The 22,767-nt window shown below is 67.9% G+C and carries 21 protein-coding genes and 1 tRNA gene; 12 read left to right on the top strand and 10 right to left on the bottom strand.

Features of this window, described 5'->3' with window-relative positions:
• Positions 1–979, top strand: a 979-nt coding sequence (locus Q0A27_RS09015) for a DMT family transporter (protein ID WP_367273316.1), incomplete at its 5' end; no start/stop codon positions are given.
• On the opposite strand, the gene Q0A27_RS09010 is transcribed toward Q0A27_RS09015, so the two are convergent.
• Positions 934–1,407, bottom strand: coding sequence for a MarR family transcriptional regulator (locus Q0A27_RS09010; RefSeq protein WP_291474725.1), 474 nt, complete (start codon positions 1,405–1,407; stop codon positions 934–936). The genes Q0A27_RS09015 and Q0A27_RS09010 overlap by 46 nt on opposite strands.
• Positions 1,408–1,458: 51 nt before the next feature.
• Between Q0A27_RS09010 and Q0A27_RS09005 the strand changes: the two genes are divergently transcribed.
• Positions 1,459–2,724 (top strand): multidrug effflux MFS transporter, encoded by a 1,266-nt coding sequence (locus Q0A27_RS09005; protein WP_291474724.1) that lies wholly within the window; start codon positions 1,459–1,461, stop codon positions 2,722–2,724.
• An 11-nt stretch (positions 2,725–2,735) separates the two neighbouring features.
• Here the strand turns inward: Q0A27_RS09005 and Q0A27_RS09000 are convergent, their stop codons facing one another.
• From Q0A27_RS09000 to Q0A27_RS08985, 4 genes are all read right to left on the bottom strand, one after another.
• A complete protein-coding gene (locus Q0A27_RS09000; RefSeq protein ID WP_291474722.1) occupies positions 2,736–3,572 on the bottom strand; it encodes an MBL fold metallo-hydrolase in 837 nt (278 codons plus the stop codon).
• 93 nt (positions 3,573–3,665) lie between these two features.
• Entirely contained in the window at positions 3,666–4,136 is a 471-nt protein-coding gene (locus tag Q0A27_RS08995; protein ID WP_291474720.1) for a RidA family protein, read from the bottom strand.
• A 2-nt stretch (positions 4,137–4,138) separates the two neighbouring features.
• Positions 4,139–4,291, bottom strand: a complete 153-nt coding sequence (locus Q0A27_RS08990; protein ID WP_014010976.1) for a hypothetical protein — start codon at positions 4,289–4,291, stop codon at positions 4,139–4,141.
• Between the two features lie 24 nt (positions 4,292–4,315).
• The gene (locus Q0A27_RS08985; protein ID WP_141328520.1) at positions 4,316–4,696 is read right to left on the bottom strand and encodes a WhiB family transcriptional regulator; all 381 of its coding nucleotides are present in this window, start codon (positions 4,694–4,696) and stop codon (positions 4,316–4,318) included.
• Between the two features lie 534 nt (positions 4,697–5,230).
• Between Q0A27_RS08985 and Q0A27_RS08980 the strand changes: the two genes are divergently transcribed.
• The 3 genes from Q0A27_RS08980 (at position 5,231) to Q0A27_RS08970 (ending at position 8,589) form a co-directional block, all read left to right on the top strand.
• Positions 5,231–7,321 (top strand): transglycosylase domain-containing protein, encoded by a 2,091-nt coding sequence (locus tag Q0A27_RS08980; protein WP_291474716.1) that lies wholly within the window; start codon positions 5,231–5,233, stop codon positions 7,319–7,321.
• A 150-nt stretch (positions 7,322–7,471) separates the two neighbouring features.
• Positions 7,472–8,362, top strand: a complete 891-nt coding sequence (locus Q0A27_RS08975) for a metallophosphoesterase (RefSeq protein WP_291474738.1) — start codon at positions 7,472–7,474, stop codon at positions 8,360–8,362.
• A 153-nt stretch (positions 8,363–8,515) separates the two neighbouring features.
• Positions 8,516–8,589 (top strand) — tRNA-Pro (locus tag Q0A27_RS08970).
• Between the two features lie 170 nt (positions 8,590–8,759).
• Here Q0A27_RS08970 and Q0A27_RS08965 read toward each other — a convergent pair.
• Together Q0A27_RS08965 and Q0A27_RS08960 are read right to left on the bottom strand one after the other, a co-directional pair.
• Entirely contained in the window at positions 8,760–9,809 is a 1,050-nt protein-coding gene (locus Q0A27_RS08965; RefSeq protein ID WP_291474715.1) for an HtaA protein, read from the bottom strand.
• Positions 9,810–9,839: 30 nt separating this feature from the next.
• A complete protein-coding gene (locus tag Q0A27_RS08960; RefSeq protein ID WP_291474714.1) occupies positions 9,840–10,667 on the bottom strand; it encodes an aldo/keto reductase in 828 nt (275 codons plus the stop codon).
• A gap of 245 nt (positions 10,668–10,912) precedes the next feature.
• On the opposite strand from Q0A27_RS08960, the gene Q0A27_RS08955 reads away from it, so the two are divergent.
• Genes Q0A27_RS08955 through Q0A27_RS08930 form a run of 6 tightly spaced genes read left to right on the top strand, consistent with a single transcriptional unit; the run spans position 10,913 to position 18,008 of the window.
• The gene (locus tag Q0A27_RS08955; protein ID WP_291474713.1) at positions 10,913–14,098 is read left to right on the top strand and encodes a DUF4040 family protein; all 3,186 of its coding nucleotides are present in this window, start codon (positions 10,913–10,915) and stop codon (positions 14,096–14,098) included.
• Entirely contained in the window at positions 14,095–14,520 is a 426-nt protein-coding gene (locus Q0A27_RS08950) for a cation:proton antiporter subunit C (RefSeq protein ID WP_291474711.1), read from the top strand. Before Q0A27_RS08955 ends, Q0A27_RS08950 begins: the two co-directional genes overlap by 4 nt.
• Positions 14,520–16,166: a monovalent cation/H+ antiporter subunit D family protein gene (locus Q0A27_RS08945; protein ID WP_291474710.1), complete on the top strand. Its 1,647-nt coding sequence runs from the start codon at positions 14,520–14,522 to the stop codon at positions 16,164–16,166. Before Q0A27_RS08950 ends, Q0A27_RS08945 begins: the two co-directional genes overlap by 1 nt.
• Complete coding sequence (locus tag Q0A27_RS08940) at positions 16,166–17,290, top strand: Na+/H+ antiporter subunit E (RefSeq protein WP_291474709.1); 1,125 nt, start codon at positions 16,166–16,168, stop codon at positions 17,288–17,290. Before Q0A27_RS08945 ends, Q0A27_RS08940 begins: the two co-directional genes overlap by 1 nt.
• Positions 17,287–17,565: a monovalent cation/H+ antiporter complex subunit F gene (locus tag Q0A27_RS08935; protein WP_291474708.1), complete on the top strand. Its 279-nt coding sequence runs from the start codon at positions 17,287–17,289 to the stop codon at positions 17,563–17,565. Before Q0A27_RS08940 ends, Q0A27_RS08935 begins: the two co-directional genes overlap by 4 nt.
• Before the next feature lie 32 nt (positions 17,566–17,597).
• Positions 17,598–18,008 (top strand): Na+/H+ antiporter subunit G, encoded by a 411-nt coding sequence (locus Q0A27_RS08930; protein WP_291474737.1) that lies wholly within the window; start codon positions 17,598–17,600, stop codon positions 18,006–18,008.
• Positions 18,009–18,119: 111 nt separating this feature from the next.
• Here the strand turns inward: Q0A27_RS08930 and Q0A27_RS08925 are convergent, their stop codons facing one another.
• Positions 18,120–19,745, bottom strand: coding sequence for a catalase (locus Q0A27_RS08925; protein ID WP_291474707.1), 1,626 nt, complete (start codon positions 19,743–19,745; stop codon positions 18,120–18,122).
• 144 nt (positions 19,746–19,889) lie between these two features.
• Between Q0A27_RS08925 and Q0A27_RS08920 the strand changes: the two genes are divergently transcribed.
• Complete coding sequence (locus tag Q0A27_RS08920) at positions 19,890–20,543, top strand: RNA polymerase sigma factor (protein WP_291474706.1); 654 nt, start codon at positions 19,890–19,892, stop codon at positions 20,541–20,543.
• Positions 20,544–20,574: 31 nt separating this feature from the next.
• On the opposite strand, the gene Q0A27_RS08915 is transcribed toward Q0A27_RS08920, so the two are convergent.
• Together Q0A27_RS08915 and Q0A27_RS08910 are read right to left on the bottom strand one after the other, a co-directional pair.
• Complete coding sequence (locus Q0A27_RS08915; RefSeq protein WP_291474705.1) at positions 20,575–20,955, bottom strand: VOC family protein; 381 nt, start codon at positions 20,953–20,955, stop codon at positions 20,575–20,577.
• A gap of 72 nt (positions 20,956–21,027) precedes the next feature.
• Positions 21,028–22,725: an FAD-dependent oxidoreductase gene (locus Q0A27_RS08910; RefSeq protein WP_291474704.1), complete on the bottom strand. Its 1,698-nt coding sequence runs from the start codon at positions 22,723–22,725 to the stop codon at positions 21,028–21,030.
• Positions 22,726–22,767: the final 42 nt, after the last annotated feature.

The following is a 22,767-nucleotide window of genomic DNA, read 5'->3' as shown; positions in this document are numbered from 1 at the left end:
TGCCACGAGTCAAGGATCGGTGCACCCGGCACTGCTCGCGGTGATGACCACCGCCGTGCTCTGGGGTACGACGGGCACCGCCGCCACCTTCAACGAGGGTGTGGGACCGCTGGCCACCGGCGCCGCGGCCCTGGGCATCGGCGGCATCCTCCAGGCGCTCATCGCCCTCCCCGACCTTCGCCGTCACCGGAACACTCTCCGCGACCGCTGGGGCATGGTGGTCCTCGGCGCGCTGGCGGTCGCGGTCTACCCACTGACCTTCTACAGCTCGATGCACCTGGCCGGGGTCGCGGTGGGAACGGTTGTTTCCCTGGCGTCCGCTCCACTGTTCGCCGGTGTCCTGGAGTGGGTGACGACGCGGCGTCCTCCCTCCCGTCGGTGGTTCCTGGCGCTGGTGCCGGGAGTGATCGGCGCAGTCCTGCTGTGCACCTCGCACGGCGGTGGGTCCGGGACGGTGGACGCCGACGACGTGGTCCCCGGCGTCCTGCTGGGACTGCCGGCAGGCGCGTCCTACGCCCTGTACTCATGGGTGTCATTCCAGCTGATGATCACCACCTCAGGACGCCCCGTCAGCCGCGGTGCGGCCATGGGCTCCGTCTTCGGCCTGGGCGGCCTGATGCTTCTGCCGGTACTGGCAGTGACGGGTGCACCGATCCTTGACTCGTGGCAGAACATCGGGGTGGCGACATACATGGCGCTGGTGCCGATGTTCCTGGGCTACTTGGTCTTCGGGTACGGACTGACCCGGCTGAACCCGTCCACGGCGACGACGGTGACACTGTTGGAACCCGCTGTCGCCGCGCTGCTGGCGGTCGTGGTTGTCGGTGAGCAGCTCAGTGGCTCCGGCTGGGTCGGTATGGCGTGCGTCGCCCTGGCGCTCGTCGTACTTGTCGCACCCCGCCCCAGACCCCGGCGCAGGACGCAGCCCGGAGCTCAGCCCAGCCCGGCGTCGAGACGGCGCAGCACAGCTGCCAGGTGAGCGTTCTCCGCGGCATCCGGCAGGAGGTCGGCGAGCATCTCCGCCCACCCCGCACGGACACGCAAGAGGTTCTCCGCCGAGAAAGGGGTCGGCCGGATACGCACCATGCGTCCGTCGTGTTCGTCCCGGGCGCGCTCGATGAGACCCTTGGCCTCCAGTGAACGCAGCGTCGCGCTCATGTTGCTGCTCTTGAGGTTCAGTGCGGCGCGGAGTTCCGTGGGCGTGATGCCCGGCTCGTCGTCGATACGGGTCATGACCAACCCCTCAAGGTGGGTGAGTTCAATGCCCTCGCCCGGCTCCGCCATCTGGATCTTGCGCGCGACCCGCAGCAGCAGATCCGCGATCTCCCCAGTCGAGTCCCCCGGTGTGCTCCGTGGCGTGTCCCCGGTTCCGACATGAGTCATGTCGAGGATCTTACGCTCCCGCATGTATCAATGCTAGCATAGCGATGTTTGCATAGAAAGGATCTCGCCAACACCATGTCGTACCCCCGCACCAGTACAGCCGCCGGCACCACCACGCCGGACTCACCGCAGGCAGAGACCGAACAGTCTCTTTACCCTGCACTGCTCATCACCCTCGGCCTTCTCGCCGCGGTCGCCCCCTTCGCCACCGACCTCTACCTGTCGGCCATGCCCCAGATCGTCGACGACCTGTCGACCACCACCTCCGGCGCGCAACTTTCCCTCACCACCTTCCTCATCGGCGCCGCCGTCGGCCAGCTGATCTTCGGGCCCCTGTCCGACCGCATCGGACGCCGTCGACCGCTCCTCGTCGGCACCGTGCTCTACCTCGCGGCGTCCATCTGCGCCGCGCTCGCACCGTCACTCGCACTGCTCGTGGTCTTCCGCCTGATCCAGGGCATCTCCGGCGCCGCCGGCATGGTCATCGGACGCGCCGTGGTCACCGACAGTTACCGTGGCACCCAGGCCGCCCAGGCCATGAGCCTGATGATGATGGTCGGCGGCATCGCCCCGGTCCTCGCCCCCTTCGCAGGGTCCCTGCTCGCTGACCCGATCGGCTGGCGGGGTCTGCTGTGGGTCGTCGCCGGACTGGGTCTGATCGCCCTGGTCTGCATTCTCGCGTTCATCCGGGAGAGTCACCCGCGCTTCACCGGGAAGGACGCCACCCCCGGGGCCGCCGTGGAAGCCACGGACACCGGCAACACCGAATCCGGCCTGAAATCCCGTGCCTTCATCGCCCCGGTCCTCGCCTTCTCCTTCGGCTTCGCGACGATGATGGCCTACATCTCCGCGTCCCCGTTCCTGTACCAGAAGTACATGGGCATGAGCACCGTCAGCTACGGACTCGCTTTCGCCCTGAACGCGCTGGCACTCATGGTGGTCAGCATCGTCGCGTCGAAGCTGGCAGTCAGGTTCCGGATCCGGAACCTCACCCGCATTGGACTCGCGGTCAACCTCGCCGGCGCGGTCCTGTTCGGACTGATGGTCATGGTGAACGCACCGGCGACCAGCCTCATGATCCCCCTGATCATCATCGTCGGATCCCTGGGCCTGGTCATGGGTAACGCGACCTCCCTGGCACTCAGCGCGGTGCCGAAGGCCTCCGGTTCCGGATCCGCGGTCCTCGGCTTCCTGCAGTTCGGCCTGGCCGGACTCGTCTCCCCGCTGGTGAGCATCAACGGCGAGCTGGACCCCGCCCCGCTGGCCGTGGTCATGCTGGTAGCGTCCGCCATCGCCTCGGTCGCCATCGCCGCCTCCCCGGCGAAGGCCTACCGGCTCTGACTCCGCTGCCCCTAGTTCGTCGACAGCCCCAGATAGTGCAGGGTCACGCGGGTGGACTGCTTCGCCGCCGAGCGCAGCACCGGGTCGACGTCGGTGTAGATCTCGTCGACGATCTGACCGACCGTGGCGTCCTCCCCGAGCTTCTTCACCGCCTCGGTGACCTGTGTGATGCGCTGTTCACGACGGTTGATGTACTTCTCGACGACCTCCGCGGCGTCCTCCCGGTCCGGACCGTGACCCGGCAGCAGGCGGACGCCGTGACTGCGCTTGTCCAGCAGTCGCAGCGAGTCGAGGTAGTCCCCCAGGTCACCCGAGGTCTCCGAGATCATCGTGGTGTGGCGTCCTGCCAGAGTGTCGCCACTGATGATGCCCTCGACATCGTCGTCGGTATCCGCCGCACCACCGGCACCGTGGATGAAGAAGCAGAGGGAGTCCCCGGTATGGCCCGGCGTCGCGACGACCTCGATGGTGGGGGTGAGACCGTCGAAACTGATCAGCTCCCCGTCCTCCAGCACCTCCCCACCAGCACACCAACGCTTGTCCGCGGCACGGACCGGCGCACCGGTGAGCTGACGGAACCGCGGAGCACCATCAGCATGGTCGCCATGGTGGTGGGTGAGCAGAATCAGGGCGATTTCCGCGCCCGCGGCCTCAGCCTGCGCCTGCAGCACATTGAGATGGCCCTCATCGTGCGGACCCGGATCGACGATCACCGCGACACGGTCCCCCGGGGCCCGGATGATCCACGAGTTCGTACCTTCGAGAGCGGAGTAGCTGGGGTTGTCACACAGCACCACTCCGGCTGACGGAGTGACGGGACGCAACTGGCTGTAAGCGGGATGCTCCATGCCCCCGATCCTACGTCGAATCAGGGACCGACTGTCGGAGATACGGGGGTAGGTCCGGGGTATCCGAGAGGATACGGTCCCCCGGCGACTCCCCTACTCCGCGACGCGGACGATGAGCTCGACCTCGACCGGGCTCCCCAGCGGCAGCTCGGCGACGCCGACGGCACTACGGGCATGGGCACCGGCGTCACCGAAGACCTCACCGAGCAGCTCGGATGCACCGTTGACGACGCCCGGCTGACCGCCGAAGCCCGGCGCGGACGCCACGAAGCCGGCGACCTTGACGACCTGGACAACCTTGTCGATGCCGACGAGGGAGTCGATGGCAGCGAGAGCGTTGAGCGTGGCGGTACGGGCGTAGGCCTTGGCATCGTCCGCAGAAACCGGGGCGCCGTCGCCGACGGAACCGGTGGCGGGGAGCTCACCGTCAGTGAAAGGCAGCTGACCGGAGGTGAAGACCAGGTCTCCACTGCGCAGGGCCGGGACATAGGCCGCGACCGGGGCAGCGACCGGCGGCAGGGTGATGCCGAGTTCTTCGAGGCGGGCGGAGACGCTGCTGGCCATGTCTACTTCTCCCGCTTCATGTAGGCGATGTGCTGCTCTCCCGTCGGGCCGGGCAGTACGGTGACGAGATCCCAGCCGTCCTCCCCCCAGGTGTCGAGGATCTGCTTGGTCGCGTGGGTGAGCAGTGGAACGGTGGCGTATTCCCAAGTAGTCATGCGCGCCAGACTACTGCACCGGAACTACTCCGCGGACTGTGCGGCGGTGGAGGCGAGCTGACCGGCGAAGAAGTCGGCCCAGCTGGTGACCTCAGGGTGCTTGCGGAGCAGGGCCCGGCGCTGACGCTCGGTCATGCCTCCCCACACACCGAATTCGACGTTGTTGTCGAGTGCGTCGGCACGGCACTGCAGGACGACCGGGCAGTGACGGCAGATGGCGACGGCCTTGCGCTGGGCGGCGCCTCGGACGAACAGCTCCTCCGGGTCGACGTTGCGGCAGTGCGCCTGGGTGATCCACTCACCACGGTTGGTGAAGGACTCGCGGGTCGTGACCTGACCGGCTGCCCGGCGGACGACCGTGTCGGTGGCATCTGCACGCTCAACGGGACGGAGTGAAGTGGTCATCGGAGAGTCCTCCAGTGATTTCGGGGATACCGCCGCGGAAAACCTCCTGCGACGGGTCGATCGGAAACTAGGTGTAAGTGTATTCACACAGAATTAGAAGTGTCTAATGGCTCATACCGGTGCGAATTGTGGGACAGGTCACCCATCTGCCGCCGCCCGACCCCGCCGCTGATTGTGTGACCGCCACCACACATTCCCGCGCGTTCGTCAAACCCCCGGTCGGAAATCCATCATCCACGCAGGTCACCGAACTAGTATCAGAGGTGATACAACCCGCTCCCACTCCCCCCGTGGTCCCCCTACAGCACGTGACGACGACCGCACACGGATTCCAGGGCATTCGCCCGGAGCGCTCACCCCCACCTCTACCCCCGTCACATCGCACAGCGCGTCTCCGATGCTTCGCCGGACCCGTTCCAGCACCGGTCCAGCACCGGTCCAGCACCGGTCCAGCACCGGTCCAGCACCGGCCTCTTACCGGTCCAGTACCGCCGGAACGCGGGGAAACCGCGTCCCGCCGGATATTGTGGCCCCATGACAGGAACGGCCGAGAACCCCCAGCTGCCCCGCCTTTTGACCGCGGTGCTGCTCATCGCCGTGCTCACCGTCGTCGCCGCGCTGCCCGTCGTCGGCGCCGCCACGCTTGTCACCCGCGAAGCCAGCGACACCGTCAACGAGGACTTCCGGGATATCGACGCCAACGCGTCCCTCCCCCTGGTCTCGACCGTCACCGACCGCGACGGTAATCCCCTGGCCCGCCTCTACGACCAGCGCCGCTACCAGGTCGAGTCCGACAAGATCTCACAGAACGTGAAGGACGCCGTCGTCGCCATCGAGGACCGCCGCTTCTACGACCACGACGGCGTCGATGTCCGTGGCACGCTGCGCGCCCTGGTCGCCAACCTCACCAGCGGCGGCGTCGAACAGGGCGCGTCCACCCTCGACCAGCAGTACATCAAGAACTACCTCCTGCTCATCGAGGCCACCGACGACGAGGAGCGGGACGCCGCCACCGAGACCTCCGCCGCCCGCAAGCTCCGCGAGATGAAGCTGGCCATCGACCTCGACAACAACTACACCAAGGACGAGATCCTCGCCCGGTACCTCAACCTCGTCTCTTTCGGCAACGGCGCCTACGGCATCGAGACCGCGGCACGCACCTACTTCGGAACCACCGCCGCCGACCTCACCGTCGCCCAGTCCGCACTGCTGGCGGGCATGGTGCAGTCCACCACCAACCTCGACCCCTACACGCACCCGGACGCCGCCCTCGCCCGCCGCAACACGGTCCTCGACGCCATGGTCGACACCGGTGCCCTCAGCCCCGCCGACCGTGACACCGCCGCCGCTGAGCCCCTCGGGGTGACCGAGGAGCCTTCCACCGAGCCCTCGGGCTGCATCAGCGCCGGCGACTCCGGCTTCTTCTGCGACTACGTCCTCGAATACCTCGCCGAACACGACCTTCCGATCGAGGAACTCAGCCAGGGCGGCTACACGATCCGCACCACCCTCGACCCCGCCACCCAGGAGGCCGCCGTCTCCTCGGCGCGCAGCCAGGCCGCATCGGACGCCGAGGGCGTCTCCGTCTCCTCCAACTACATCGCGCCCACCGACGACGCCCACGAGGTCGTCGCCATGGCGTCCTCCCGCGTGTACGGGCTGGACGCCGACGCCCGCCAGACCGTGCTGCCGGTGACCCACTCCATGGTCGGCAACGGTGCCGGCTCCGTGTTCAAGCTCTTCGCCGCCGCCCGCGCGCTCGACGAAGGGCTCCTCGGCCTCGACGACACGGTCAGCGTCCCCTCCCGTATCGAGGTCGAGGGCATGGGCGACGGCGGCGCCGAGGGCTGCCCGCCCGGGAAGTACTGCGTGGAGAACGCCGGCAGTTTCAAGTCCTCCATGACCCTGCGCGAGGCCCTGGCCACCAGTCCGAATACGCCGTTCGTCGACATCGCCCAGAAGGTCGGCGTGACCTCGATGGTCGATCTCGCGGTGAAGCTCGGCCTGCGGTCCTACGCCGAGCCCGGCAGCTTCGACGGCGAGACCTCCGTGCAGGACGCCGTCGCCGGCTCCAACATGGGCTCCTTCGTGCTCGGCCCGCTGGCCGTCGACCCCCTGGAACTGGCCAACGTCTCCGCCAGCCTCGCCGACAACGGCCGCTGGTGCGAGCCGACGCCTGTCCTCGAGGTCACCGACCGGAACGGCAAGGACGTCACGCCGGATGCCGCGGACTGTGAACAGGCCCTCGACAAGAAGGTCGCGAACGCACTGGCCAACGGCATGGGCGACGACGCCGGCAACGGCACCGCAGCCACCGCCGCAAAGAGCTCCGGCTGGAACGACCCGGTCTCGGCGAAGACCGGGACCACCGAGTCCAACCTCTCGGCCGCTTTCCTCGGCTTCATCCCGGGACTGGCCGGCGCGACCTACGCCTTCAACGACGGCGGCACCGTGGCGGAACTGTGCACCTCCCCGCTGCGTCAGTGCGGGGCCGGCAATCTCTTCGGCGGCAATGAGCCGGCCCGGACCTTCTTCCAGACGCTCACCGCGTCCGCCGGCCGCTACGGCGGCGGGAAGCTCCCGGACCTCGACAGGTCCTACCTGCACGGGCGGGACCGTCGTTAGACTGGCCGGGTGAGTACTTCTCCCCTGCGTCCCCGTCCTGCCCGGAAAACCGACCGGAAATCCACCCCGGCCTCCGCCCCGGGTTCAACTCTGCGCACCGCGGCGCGCGTGACCACCGCCGCCGGCGGTGTCGTCGCCGCCACCGGCGCACTGACCGCCGCCGGCGGACTGCTGGGGACCCGCGACTTCATCCTCCACGAGGTGACCGCCCCGGTCCTCGCCCCGGGTACCTTCGACCGGCTGCGGCGCTTCCACGCGGACGCCTGGCCGGTCGGACGCGACGACTTCACGATCCTGCATGTCTCCGACCTGCACATGCTGGACCACCAGAAGCTGAAACAGCGGTGGGTGGCGTCCCTCGACCAGCTGGACCCGGACCTGGTGGTCAACACCGGCGACAACCTCGGTGAAGAGCAGGCGGTGCCGGGCGTCCTGCGGGCCCTGGGGCCACTGCTGCGGCGTCCCGGCGTGTTCGTCTTCGGCAGCAACGACTACTACGCGCCGCACCCGGTCAACCCGTTCAATTACCTGCTCGGCAAGAAGAACCCGCCGAGCGAGGTCGAACTGCCGTGGCGTGGCATGCGTGCCGCCTTCCTCGAGCACGGCTGGCAGGACGCCACCCACCACCGCACCGATTTCGCGGTCGACGGTCTACGACTCGCTGTCGGCGGAGTCGATGACCCGCACCTCAACCGCGACGACTACGACGCTCTCGGTGGTGGCCCGAACCCGGAGGCCGACCTGGCGATCGGCCTGGCCCACTCCCCGGAGCCGCGGGTGCTCGACCAGTTCGCCGCCGACGGCTACCAGCTGGCGATGTCCGGTCACACCCACGGTGGGCAGCTCTGCCTGCCGGGCGGGCGGGCGATCATCACGAACTGCGGCATCGACCGGTCCCGGGTCTCGGGGCTGTCCCGCTGGTCCGAGCGGATGGCACTGCACGTCTCCAACGGGCTGGGGACGTCGAAGTACGTGCCCTTCCGTGTCTTCTGCCGCCCCTCGGCGACGCTGGTGCATGTCGTGGAGCGCCCGGCGGAGTGACACCCGACGCACCAGGCGTATGGACAGCGCCCTGACCAAGGGCCTGGCGATTGCCCTGACCAGCCGCTTTGCGCGATCCCCGCCGGGTCGCCTATAGTTTGTCCTCGTTGCGACACGGGACGCCATGTGAATGGTGACCGTGCCGTTCCAGACCGGGGTATGGCGCAGCTTGGCAGCGCGCTTCGTTCGGGACGAAGAGGTCGTGGGTTCAAATCCCGCTACCCCGACAGCCAGAGGAACACCCTCCGACCTTCACTACGGGTCGGAGGGTGTTTTTCATTGTGCGGGTCAGGCGCTCCTGGTGTGGGACCGGTTCTCCTGAAGTGTCTCGTTGATCTCGAGTCCAACTTCACGGGTCCAGTTCAGAACCACCCTGGAGCACCGGAGCTGGGATGATCTACTCTGCGACAGTCACGCCGCCGAGCTCGACCGGACCCTGCGTCAGGACCGTCCGGCCGTCGCGCTCGACCAGGGTGCCCAGGTCTCGGCGGGTCACCGAGTCGTCGGAGGAGTTGTAGCCGTCGGAGATCTCGGCGGAGAGCACCCGGGTACCGTCTGCCCCGGTGACCACCCACGGGTCCTTGACCACGACATCGGCCATGGAGAACTTCGCCGTCGCGTGGACGGTGCCGCGGTACCGGGCCACACCGTCGGTGGAGGCGTCCGCGTCCAGCGACCAGGCCACCCGGTCACCGTCGAGCAGGGAAGCGCCGTCGCGCGGAGCCAGTTTGCCACCGGCGGTGTCCGCGGCCGTGGCCAGCAGCCCGGCGTCCAGGATGAGGTCCGGAGTCGGCTCGACCGGGGCATTCGCGCCCGGTTCGGCGGAGAAGCTCAGCGGCACGAAAATCTCCTCGGCGGCGTTGACCGACCCGGCGGCGGGGTACACGTAGACCCCGAAGTTGTCACCGGGGGTCTCCGCCGGCGGATCGACGACGATCCGGGCAGTGAAGGTGCCGTCGGTCTCCATGCGCTGGGATTCCCGTGCGATAGGCGTCCGCATGTCCGGGGCGGTCGGAAGGGCATTGAGGGAGGAGTCCGGCAGCACCCAGGCGAGCTGGTCGTGCGGGTGGGTGCGTGCCTCGCCCGGCGCACCCTCGGACGGACGCCAGTCATCGTCGAAGCCGGAGTAGAGGACGTACACACCGTTGGGGACGCCAGGGATGATCGGCATGACGAAGCCGCCACGGTTGGCGTCCGGAGAGAAGCCCTCACCGTGCACCAGCAGGACGTCACCGCGGTGCACCACGGTGCTCTCAGCGACGGGTGTGCCGTCCTCGAAGGTCACGGTCACATCGGGGTCCTCGGTCACCTGCGGGAAGACCGAGTCGGGGACGGTGGGCAGGGCGGCGGACGCCGGGCCGGCCACGACGGCTGCGGACGCCAGGGCGACGGACACGGTGGCCGCGACAGTGGCGGAAATACGGAGAATACGGGAGTTGAACGTCATGACGTGAGCATAACCTCACCTGATGCCGGTTCAGAACTCCTCGTACACCGCCGGGTCCTGGTCCTTGCGTCGTCCGTCGGGGCGCCCCAGCCCGGTGATCGCCGCAACCTCGTCCGCCGAGAGTTCAAGCTGCAGAGACTCCAGGTTCTCCCGCTGCCGGGCGGTCGAGGACGCCTTCGGAATCGCCACGGCACCGCGTGACCGGTGCCACGCGAGGATAACCTGTCCGGGGGTGGCACCATGGGCGGCCGCCGCATCCACCACGGGGGCCGCGTCCAGTACCTCGCCGCGGTTCAGCGGGCTCCAGGACTCGGTGATGATGCCGTGGTCGATGTTCCACGCCAGTGCCTCGGTCTGCGGGAACTCGGGATGCAGCTCGATCTGGTTGACGACGGGCAGTTCCCCGGTCTCGCGTTCCAAGGTCTCCAGGTGCTCGGGCAGGAAGTTGCAGACGCCGATGTGCTTGACCAGGCCACGGTCACGGGCCTCGATCAGCGCCTTCCACGCCTCGACGTAGAGCCCCTGGCCGGGATTCGGCCAGTGGATGAGGTAGAGGTCGACCGGGCCGATACCCGATCGCCACACGCTTTCCTCGACAGTCGCCAGGGCGTCCTCCCGGTGCTGGTAGCGCCCCGGGAGTTTGCTGGTGTAGATGATCTCGTCACGGTCGACGGTGCCGGCGGCCACCGCGTCGCGGATACCGGCACCGACGGTGCCTTCGTTCTCGTAGTTGTAGGCGGAGTCGATCAGTCGGTAGCCGTTCTCGATCGCGGAGGTGACCGCGGCGCGCCCGGCATCGCCCCGGAGCTTGTAGGTACCGAAGCCGATCGACGGCAGGAGGAGTTCGTCGGAAATCATGTGACCGATGGTAGGACCTCTGTGACCACCTGCGCAGCACCCTGGCGGGAGCCAATGTGAGGTGTTCGACGATCACCACCCGTGACCTGCAGCGCAGCCGGTGACCGTCGCCTGTTACAGTAGAACCGTTGCCTGCCGGCCCCACAAGGTGTATCGCGTTCACGTCAACCGGTGCTGACCTGCGGTCGGTGTCGCGCGAACCCACACACGCACACAATCCGACACAGTGAGGTGGTCCTCCGACCGTGACCCTGACGAGCCTCGTCCTCATTCCTGTCATCCTCACCGTGGCTCTGATCCTCGTCCCCGCCCTGGTCCGTCTCCTCGACCGGGACGCCGGGTGGCCGCTCGCCGCACTGTTCACGGCCCTGGTGGTCTGGATCATCGCCGATCCCGACCTCGCCTCCGGCGTCATCGACGGCCGCACCGTCAGCTGGTCGACCACCTGGTTGCCGGATGTGCTGCCCGGTGGCGGGGACGTATCCCTGGCGCTGCGGCTCGACGGTCTCTCACTGTTCTTCGTGCTCCTGGCCCTGGTCATCGGCGCCGCGGTCTTCGCCTACTCGGCGCGCTACCTGCACCGCACCACCGAGGACCACGGCGACGGCGTCATGAGTTTCTACGTGCTCATGACCGCCTTCATGGCCTCGGTCGTCCTGCTCTTCCTCGCCGACGATGTCACGGTCCTCTTCATCGCCTGGGAGCTCGTGTCCCTGGCGTCCTTCTTCCTCATCGCCCGCGCCGGACGCACCGGCGAACCCGGAGCGATGCGCACGCTGCTGCTCACCTTCACCGGTGGGCTGAGCCTGCTCGTCGCCCTGGGTATCGCGGTCGCGACGACGGGCACCACGAGCCTGTCAGGGATCATCGCCTCGGACGCCTGGGGGGAGGACGCCGTGCGCACCGGCATCGTCGCCGCCCTCATCGCACTGGCCGGTTTCTCGAAGGCCGCCCAGTTCCCCTTCCACGCCTGGCTGCCGGAGGCGATGGCCGCGATCACCCCGGTCTCCGCCTTCCTGCACGCCGCAGCCGTGGTCAAGGCCGGTATCTACCTGCTGATGCGGTTCTCCGGGGCCTTCCACGAGGTCACCGTGTGGAACCTCATGCTCATCATCTCGGGCATGTTCACCGCCGTGATGGCCGCGGTCTTCGCGATCCAGAAGCCGGATCTGAAGAAGCTCACCGCCTATTCCACGGTCTCCCAGCTCGGATGGATTGTCGCCACCATCGGTGTCGGTACCCCGGTCGCGCTCGCCGCGGCAGTGGTCCACACCGCCGCGCACGCCCTTTTCAAGTCTTCCCTGTTCATGATCATCGGTGTCATCGACCACCAGGCCGGCTCTCGTGACCTGCGGGATCTCGGCGTCCTGTGGCGGAAGATGCCGTGGACCTTCAGCGGCGCGGTCGTCGCCGCGGCCTGCATGGCCGGGCTCCCGCCGACCCTCGGCTTCGTCTCGAAGGAGGGCATGCTGGGCGCCTTCGAGGAGGCCCCTGTCGGCACCGCGGGCCAGATCGTCCTGCTCACCGCCGCCGGTATCGGTGCGGTGGCGACCCTGCTGTACTCCGCGAAGTACGTGCTCGGCGCGTTCATCGACGGGCGGCCGCTCGACAGCGACAACCCTGACAGCCCGGACGGCGCCGAGCGCGTCCCCTCCCCCTCCACGACTCCCGATGACGAGGTCCGCGAGGCCTCCCCGGTGTTCTGGCTGCCGGCGGTCCTGCCGGCATTCGCCAGCATCCCGGCGGTCTGCGTCCTCGCCTTCTGGGACGACCCGCTCGATGCCGTGGTCTCCGCGACCGGCATGACCGGCGCGGACGCCCACCACTCCCACCTCGCCTTCTGGCACGGCTGGACGGTGCCGCTGGGTATCACCGCCGCAGTCATCGTCGTGGGCGTCGCCCTGCTCTTCGCCCGCCACCGGATCTTCCCCGCGATGGAGCGGCGACACCTGCTGCCGTTCACCGGTGCCGGCTTCATCTCACTGTCGGTGCAGCTCGCAAACCGGTGGGGACGTCTGGCCAACCGGCCGGGCAACTCGCTCAACCCGACCCGCCACCTCATCTGGATCTTCGCGATGGTGCTGCTGCTCGCCGGTGCCGCCTTCCTCGACGAGGAGGGACTGCACCAGCTCGGCAGCCTGCCGCCGCGGGTCGACGGCATCGACCAGATCGGCGACCTCGCCGGCCTGGCGATGGTGATGCTCGTGGTCATCGCGATCATCTCCACCCGCTCCCGGTTCGGCTCGGTGATCCTGGTCGGTATCGCCGGCGCGGCGGTCTCCTGGATCATGCTGACCCTCGGCGCACCGGACGTCGCCCTGACCAACCTCATGGTCGAGTTCGTGGTCACCGTGTTCCTCATGCTCATCGTCCGCCACCAGCCGCGTCTGTACCTGCGGGAAGGTGAGAACCGGGCGAAATTCTCCATCGTCTCCGCGACCATCGTCGGCCTCATCGTCTTCATCGGTTCCTGGTTGCTCATCGGCCGGCACGGTCGACCGGAGCTGGCCATGTGGTACCTGGAGAACGGCCCGGAGGAATCCGGGGCGAACAATATCGTCGCCTCGATCATCGTGGAGTTCCGTGGCTTCGATACTCTCGGCGAGCTCTGCGTCCTCGGTATGGCCGGTATCGTCATCGCCGCGGTCGTCAACTCCGTGCCCCGGTCCCCGGTCCCCGGCTACGGCCCGGGGTCGAGCTCGGAACTGTTCCGCCGCAAGGGCACCACGAAGTTCCCCGACGTGCACAATGTCCCGGAACTCGCCCCCTTCTACTCCCGCTACCTGCGCAGCACCTACCTGAACTCGGTACTTGGCCGGATGGTGATGTGGCCGATGGCGGTGGTGCTGGTGATCTACTCCGCGGCGGTGTTCTGGCGCGGACACCAGTCCCCCGGCGGCGGCTTCCTCGCCGCCCTGATCCTGGCCCTGGGCATCGTGTTCTGGTACCTGGTGCAGCCGGCGTCCCGCACGGTCGGCGGGAAGAACCTCGGCTACTACATCATCGGGTCGGGCATGCTGCTGGCACTGGGGACCGGCCTGATCGGCTACCTCGCGTCCGACGGCGCGGGATTCCTCACCCCGATCCACGGGCACATCGGCAGCGAGCACGTCACGACCTCCCTGGTCTTCGACGCCGGTGTGTACCTCGCGGTCATCGGCACGGTGATCGTGGTGGTCAACACACTGGGTGGACGCAACCGCCCCGGCGCCGATCCGAGCCGCACCACCAAGGCGGCACCGGTCGAGACCGGCGCCACGGCAGCGCAGCCTGCGGTGTACTCCGTGTCCGAGACCTTCGGAGGGTCGTCGGTGCCGTTGCACCCGGCGGCGGTCCGTAAGGCGCGGGAAGCTGCCGAGAAGGCCGCAGCACATGAACCGTCCGACACATCAGGCACAGCCGACACGACGGAGAAGGAGAAGGACCAGTGATCATCTCAGCTGTCATCGCGATCCTCATCGCCGGTGGTGTGTACCTGGTCATGCAGCGCGGCATGGTGCGCATCATCATCGGCACCACACTGATGAGTCACGGTGTGAACATCCTCCTGCTGGCCGCCGGCATCGGTGCCTGGCGCGCCGACCCGATCGCCGACCGCACAGAGGTCGCCGACGCCGCGGACCCGCTCCCCCAGGCGTTCGTTCTCACGGCCATCGTCATCTCCATGGCCGCGACCGCGGTCATGCTGGCGATGGCCGCCCTCGGCCGCGACGACGACACGACCTCCGCGGAAGACATCGAACGCGCCCAGCGCGAGTTCCGTTCCCTGGAGACACGGGGCCGGGCCGCCCACCACATCGACGAGCAGTCGCCGCAGGCCCGCCGGCGTCGGCTGCGTGAGGAGGAGTACTGATGAACTTCCCCGCGGAGCTCCTCCCGGTCTTCGTCTTCACCCCGCTGATCTCGGCGGGAATCGCGGCGATCCTTCCCTGGTCGACGGTCAGACGTGCCCTCTCCCTGCTTGTCCCGGCCGCCGGTGTGGTCGGCGGTGCGCTCCTGCTCGCCGCGGTCTCCGGCGCCGGTGACGGTGGGGACGCCGGGACCGACGTCCTGTCCACCGGTATCGGACAGTTCGCCGGCGGTGTCGCCATCCCGCTCGCCGCAGACACCCTGTCCGCCCTGATGATCATCACCACCTCGGTCGTCGCCCTGGCGGCCAACTGGTTCGCCGAGGTCGTCGGCGAGAACCGTGCCCGGTTCTTCCCTGCGATGACCCTCATGCTGATGGGCGGCGTGTGGGGCGCGCTGCTCACCGCCGACCTGTTCAACCTCTTCGTGTTCATCGAGATCATGCTGATGCCCTCCTTCGGGCTGCTGACCATGACCGGCACCTGGGCCCGGCTCGCCGCCGGCCGGGCGTTCATCCTGGTCAACCTGGTGACCTCGATGTGTCTGCTGGCCGGTGTCGGCCTGGTGTACGGCGTCATCGGTACCACGAACCTCGCCGCGTTGGCCGGCGCGGCCGGGCCGAGGGCGACGGAGAACGGCTTCGACACGGACGTCTTCGGCACCCAGTGGCAGTTGTGGATGGCTCTCGGCATGGTGTTGCTCGCACTGTGCGTGAAGTCCGGTTCCACCCCGGTGCACAGCTGGCTGCCCCGCTCCTACGGTTCGACCTCCCCGACGGTGATGGCCCTGTTCTCCGGCCTGCACACCAAGGTCGGCGTGTATGCGGTACTGCGCGTCTACATGACCGTCTTCGACGGCGACCAGCGGTGGGCGCTGACCATTCTCGCCTTCGCCGTCGCCGGCATGCTCATCGGCGGTTTCGCCGGCCTCGGCGAGGCGTCGCTGCGTGGCGTCATCGCCTACCAGATGGTCAACGGTATCCCGTTCATCCTCGTGTCTCTGGCGTTCCTCTCCGGGGACGCCGAGCTGATGCTCTCGGCCGCGATCTTCTACATGCTGCACCACATGATCAGCGCCGCGGGAATGATCCTGTCCGCCGGTGCGATCGAGGAGACCTACGGCACCGGTCGGCTACGCCGGCTGTCCGGCCTGATGCGCCGGGACCCGCTGGTCTCCACCGTCTTCGCCGCCGCGGCCCTGTCGCTGGCCGGATTGCCGCCCTTCTCCGGCCTCTGGGGCAAGCTCATGCTGGTCCTTGGGATCAGCGAAGATTCCGGATGGAAGGTCTGGATCGGACTGGCGGCCGTGGTCGTCGCCTCGGTCGGTGCCCTGCTCAGCCTGCTGTACGCGTGGCGCAAGGTCTTCTGGGGCCGCCCGATGGACCCGCAGGACATGGATCCGACCCTGGCGGTCAGCGGATCGATGACCCTGCCCTCGGCGGCACTGATGGTGCTGAGCCTGGTGATGTTCCTCGGTGCCGGCCCGGTCTCCGGGTGGACGCGGGACGCCGCCTCAGGTCTCACCGACACCACCGCCTATGTCGAGGCGGTACTCGGCGATCCTGACGAGGCCGTCGGTGTGGTCCTGCCGACCGATGTCCTGATGACGCCCTACGACCCCTCTGACGTCACTGAAGGAGGTGACCGGTGATGGCCCGCCGATCCGTCCGCTCCGTTCTGCGGTCGACTGTGCATGTGGTGTCCTACGGCACCTGGCTGGTCGGTCAGATCATCAAGGAGTCCCTCATCATGGCGAAGGACACCTTCACCACCGGTCGCAACATCGCGCCGGTGATCCTCTACTATCCGCTGCGTGTCACCGACGAACGTGACGTCGCCGCCTTCATCGCGTCGATCACCATGACTCCCGGCACCCTGGCGCTCGGTGTCACCGGGCCGAAGGAAGTCGACGATGACGCGGCCGCAGGCAAGTTCAACCCGCGCGACATCGGTGCAACCGGTCCGAAGGAGTTCCGGACGCACGGTCTGCCCCGGGTGCAGCGCTTCCTCGCCGTCCACGCCATGTACGGTTCCGACCCACAGGAGCTGCTCCACGGGCTGGCCGTGATGGAGGCGAAGATCTCCCCCGAGGTCAAACAGAAGTCCCCGGAGTTCGACGTCGAGCACCTGGTGGAGCGTGGCGTACCCGGTCCGCGTGGTTACCGCGGCACCCACGGTGGTCGTGCCAGCGAGGACAGCGTCTTCGCCGTGGAGAAGGTCGATTCCACACCGCACGCCAATGCGTTCGTCGCCGCGATCATGCGGGCCGAGGACGAGCTCGATGTCGCTGACCTGCCGGACCTGTCGAAGGCGGAGCGGGAGAAGATCGCCCGCGAGCACGCCGAGAAGATGGCGGCCCAGCGCAGGGCCGAGCAGAAGAAGCGCCGGGAGGCCCGCGCCGCTCTCGCGGCGATGGGTGACGAGGACGCCTCGGTCTACGAACGTGCGGCCGAAGGCATCGCCACCGGCCGTCCGGTGAAGGAGACGGAGGAGACCACGGACGCCGCGGCCGCCGACGAGACCGTGTCCACCACCGATACCTCCGGCAGCACCGACGGAGACGCCACGAAGCACCGGAAGATGAAGCGGAAGCACCCGGGGACCCCGGCGAACTCCTCGCTCATCAACGCCTTCGAGGCCCGCGCGAAGCTGCCCCAACCGCGGCTCAACCTCAGTCGGTGGAAGAACGTCCCGACGAAGTCGAAGGACATCAAAGATGCCGGAGACGCCGGGGATGCCACCGGAGACACGGAAGAGAAGGAGAACGACAAGTGACCCCGACACATCTCCTGTGGATCTTCGCCGGTGTGGCCGGTGCGATAATCGGCGTCTCGCTGCTGGTTGTGCTGTGGCGTGCGGTGACCACCCGCAATGACGCCCGGCGCGCCGTGCTCGCCGACATCATCTACGTGACCGTCATCGCCGGCTTCCTGGTGTACACCCTGTTCCAGCGGTCCGCGATCGTCTACGATGTGGTGCTCATCGCCGGGCTCGGTGGCGCGATCAGCACGATCTCCTTCGCCCGCATCCTGACCCGCGGAAGGCGGTGACCGACATGACCGACATGACCGACATGGCAGACATGAACTCATCCCTGACGCTCCTGGCCGCCGAGACCGGGCAGATGCGCGAGTACCACGACCTGACCTGGTGGTCAGCGGTGGTGGTGGGGCTACTGGCCCTGGCCGGTGCCCTGTTCATCCTGGTGTCTGCGGTGGCGATGTACCTCGCGCCGGACGCCCTGAGCCAGGTGAACATGCTGGGCCCGGCGATGGGCATGGGCCTGCCGCTGCTCATCATCTCGCACCTGGTCTACTCGTGGACAACTGAGGGGTTCGCCCTCGGTGAGCTCCTGGAGGCGATAGGGGCGATCGGTGCGCTGCTGGTGGTCCAGGCGGTGGGGTCGTATGTGGTGGGACGCGCCCTGCACGCGACCCACTGGGACCACACGGTGCCGCTCTCCGGCGGCGAACGGGAGCCGGAGAAGGACTGAGGCCTCCTCCACCCACGTCACTCTCCCCGTGCACGCAACTCACCCTCACCAGCAGCCGATCTTCCGGATCAGTCGCTGGTGAGGGTGAGTTGCGTATGCGGGGTGTGCGCGTCAGCTGTTCTTGAGCTCCGTGTAGATCTCCTCGACCCGGTCACGGAGGTTCTCGTCGACACGGCCCCAGTAGACCCAGCACTGGCCCTCGACCTGCTCGGAGACACCCTGCATGGCGCGGGCGATGTTGCCGGCCAGGCGCTCGCGCCCGGCATCGTCGAGGACCTCACGGACCAGCTGCCCGGGCTGCATGAAGTCATCGTCGTCGGGGTGCCGGACGTAGGCCCCGCGAGTGAGGTCGCCACCGTAGTTCTCGTCGAACAGGCCCAGGTCATCGGCCGGGCCGGTGGCGGACTCGGCGCCGCGTCCGAAACCGTACTTCGACTGCCCCGGCTCAGCACCCTGCTCGACCGCGCCGGAACCGTCGTCGACGTCATCGACGCCCTCGGGCCGGTCGTAGCGGTTCGGGGAGTAGGTCGGGGTGCCGGCCGCGGGGAACTCGTAGGCGGCCGCGCCGTCCTTGGCGGTGTAGACATTCTGCTCCGTCACGACAGGGCGGTTCACCGGCAGCTGGGTGTAGTTCACACCGAGGCGGTAGCGCTGCGTGTCGGCGTAGGCGAAGGTGCGGGCCATGAGCATCTTGTCCGGCGAGAAGCCGATACCGGGGACGATGTTCGACGGGGCGAAGGCGGCCTGCTCGATCTGGGCGAAGAAGTTCTGCGGGTTCTCGTTGAGGGTGAAGTGCCCCACCGGGATCAGCGGGTAGTCCTTCTGCGACCAGGTCTTCGTCAGGTCGAAGGGGTTCCAGCGGTACCCCTCGGCCTCGTCGAGCGGCATGATCTGCACCTTGACGTCCCAGGTGGGGTAGTCGCCGCGCTCGATGGCCTCGTAAAGGTCGGAGCGGGTGTGGTCGAAGTCGCCGGACCCGACGAGCTTCCCGGCGTCCTCGTCGGTGAAGTAGTCCCAGCCCTGGCGGGTCTTGAAGTGGTACTTCACCCAGAAGCGCTCACCGGAGGCGTTGATCCACTGGTAGGTGTGCGAGCTGAAGCCGTCCATGTGACGGGCATCGGTCGGGATGCCGCGGTCACCCATGAGATAGGTGACCTGGTGGGCGGTCTCCGGGCTGCGGGTCCAGAAGTCCCACTGCATGTCCGCGCTGCGCAGACCGTTGGTCAGACGCTTCTGCGAGCGGATGAAATCGGGGAACTTCATGCCGTCACGCAGGAAGAACACCGGGGTGTTGTTACCGACGAGGTCGTAGTTTCCCTCGCGGGTGTAGAACTTCAGCGAGAAGCCACGGACGTCGCGGACCGTGTCGGGGAAGCCCTGCTCACCGGCGACGGTCGAGAAACGGGCGAGCATCGGGGTGACACGGCCCGGCTGGAACAGGTCGGCCTTCGTATAGGCGGTGACGTCCTCGGTGATTGTCAGTTCACCGAAGGCGCCGGTGCCCTTGGCATGGACGTTGCGCTCCGGGATGCGCTCCCGGTTGAAGTGGGCGTGCTTCTCGATGAGGTGCGTGTCGGTGAGGGAGATGGGCCCCTGCTCGCCGACGGTCACCGAGTGTTCCTCGGTACGCACCGGTGCGCCGTTGACGTTCGTCGAGTGCCCGGCGTAGGGGCAGACACCGCGGGTTGCGATGTCGGCGGATGTGGGGTCTGTGTGGTCTGCAGTCTGGTCGGTCATGACGCCCTCCAGTAGTCGTGTGGATTCCTCTTCCAATCCCCGTTATACGCCGACTATCAGAGGGGTCAATGAATAAACTATTAACAATAGTGGTTCACTTATCGCAGCACGCCGGATCGCACCCCGGGTGCTAAAGTGACACCTGTGCGAGACCATTTTTCCCGACGCCGCGGTTCGGCGGCGTCCGACCGGACCAGCGCCGACGCCGCTGTCACGGACCTGGCCCTCAAGGCCGGTGCCGGTGACCGACAGGCACTTTCCGAGTTCATCGAGGCGACCCACGACGATGTGTGGCGCCTGCTCGCGCATCTCGCGGACACCGACCGTGCCGATGACCTGACCCAGGAGACCTACCTCCGCGTCCTCGGCGCACTCCCCCGGTTCGCCGCCCGCTCCTCGGCCCGCACCTGGATCCTCTCCCTCGCCCGCCGGGTGTGGGTGGACAGCGTCCGTCACGACATGGCCCGTCCCCGCAAGTCCGTCGAGGAGTGGGAGGACGCCGCGGGCCGGTCCCCGTCCCCCGACACCGCCGGAGACCAGGCATGGGCCGAGCTGGTGGACGCCCGGGCACTGCTCGACAATCTCGCCCCCGACCGTCGGGAGGCACTGACCCTGACCCAGGTGCTCGGCTACTCCTACGCCGAGGCCGCGGACATCTGCGGTGTGCGCGTCGGCACGATCCGTTCCCGCGTCGCCCGGGCCCGTGCCGACCTGCTCGAGGCGCAGAAAGCCGCCGCGATCACCGGCGATGACCGGCAGAACCCCGGCAGCGGATCAGGCCACCTGCGGCTCGCCTGACCGGACCGGCCGGGACGGTCGGCCAGCCCCGCTACCGGTGCAGCGAGCGGTAGAAGACGATGCCGTTGCCCTCATTGTCGTAGACCACGGCGCGGCGCTCATGGGCGTCGTCGTGCGCCTCCTGGACGACCGCACCGCCGTTGGCGTCCACGAGTGCGGCGTCCCGGTCCGGATCATCGGACTTCACGCCGACGACAACCTTGCCCGGGATCGGGTGGTCGATCGGGGTGCACAGCGCAAGGGTGACCTGACCGGCGTCGAGGGCGGCGAAGTGGGAGCCGTCGCGGAACTTCAGCGGGAAACCGAGGACCCCGGTGTAGAAGGTCACCGAAGCGTCGATGTTCTCGGTGGACAGGAAGATGAACTTCAGTTCGCGGGCGGGACCGGTGGATTCGGTCGCGTTGTCGGCCATGGTGTTCTCCTGACTGGTGATGGCGTTACTGACCACTCCGACGCTACTCCGCCGATGGCCTCCACCACCGCGTCAGTGAAGCGACGACTGCCCGTCACACCAGGTCCGGTAGCCGCCCGTGAGGTTGTACACCGGACCGAACCCTTCGCCACGCAGCAGGGATTCCGCGACGTGCCCGCGCTGACCGACCTGACAGAACACCACCAGTGGCCGCTGGGTACCTGCACCGGAAGTCCCGGCACACAGGTCACGCACCTCTGCCAGCCGGTCACGCAGGTCATCGAGCGGCACATTCACCGCTCCCGGCAGTGAACCGCCGGCGAACTCCGCCGGACTGCGCACGTCGAGCAGGACCGCGTCGGGAATGTCACCGATCGAGGACCAGGTGACCAGGTCAGTCCGACCGGTGCGCAGGTTGTCGGCGACGTAGCCGAGCATGTTCACCGGATCCTTCGCGGAGCCGAACTGCGGGGCGTAGGCCAGCTCCAGGTCGAGCAGCTCCGAGGCGCGCCGGCCGGACTGCATGGCGGTGGCGATGATGTCGATGCGCTTGTCCACGCCGTGCCCGCCGACGACCTGGGCGCCGAGGATGCGGTCACGCAGGTCCTCACCGCGGAAGTCACCGGTTCCGACCAGTAGTTTCATCGACAGGGTCGCTGCTCCCGGGTAATAGCCGGCATGGTCCGCGGGGTGGGTGGCGATGGCCTGGTGGGGAACACCGGCGGCGATGAGTCGCTTCTCCGACCACCCGGTGGACGCGACCTGCAGCCCGAAGACACCCATGACGGAGGTGCCGTAGGTGGCGGGCAAGGTCACCTCATCACCGGCGATGATGTCGGCGACCAGGCGTCCGTCCCGGTTCGCGGTCTGCGCCAGCGGCACGACGACCGGGTCACCGGTGAGGAAGTCGGGGGTGGCGGTGGCATCCCCGACGGCGAAGATGTCGGGATCAGAGGTCCGCCAGGTCCGGTCGACGACCAGGGCACCGTCGGCCAGGACCTCCAGGCCGGCGTCGGCGGCGAACCCGGTGGCCGGGCGGACGCCGGCGGCCGTGATCACCAGGTCCGCGGGCAGGTCGGTGCCGTCGGAGAGCGTCACGGAGTCCTCCCCGACGGCGGTCACGCCGGTACCGGTGAGGACGCGGACGCCGCGGTCGACGAGGCGCTGTTCGACGACTGCGGCGATCTCCGGGTCGAGCGGCCCCATGATCTGCGGACCGTATTCGACGACGGTGACCTTCAGTCCACGGTGGGCGAGGTTCTCGGCGACTTCGATGCCGATGAACCCGCCGCCGACGATGACGCCAGGGACCCCGGGGGCGAGCCCGGCGACGGCGTCGTGGATCCGGTCGGTGTCCTCCACGGTGCGCAGTGACAGGGCGCGTCCGATACCGGGGACGGGCAGTTCCACGGGGGACGCCCCGGGCGAGAGCACGAGACGGTCGTAACGGATACGGCGGGATGCACCGGTGGTCAGGTCGGTGACGTCGAGTGCGTGTGCCTCCCGGTCGATGGCGGTGACCTCGGTGTTGACGTGCACGTCGAGACGGAAACGTTCATGGAGGGACGCCGGGGTCTGCAGCAGCAGCTTCTCGCGCCCCTCGATGACACCGCCGATGTAGTACGGCAGGCCGCAGTTGGCGAAGGAGACGTGTCCGGACTTCTCGAGAACGGTGATCCGGGCGTGTTCGTCACGACGGCGCAGCCGGGTGGCGGTGGACATACCGCCGGCGACGCCGCCGACGATGACGGTGTGGAGTGATTCAGCCATATCCTGACTATACCCCCTGGGGTATACGTCTAGCGGTTCCCC

Source organism: Corynebacterium sp. (assembly GCF_022712275.1).
GTDB lineage: Bacteria > Actinomycetota > Actinomycetes > Mycobacteriales > Mycobacteriaceae > Corynebacterium.
This window is presented reverse-complemented; position numbering and strand designations above follow the sequence as displayed.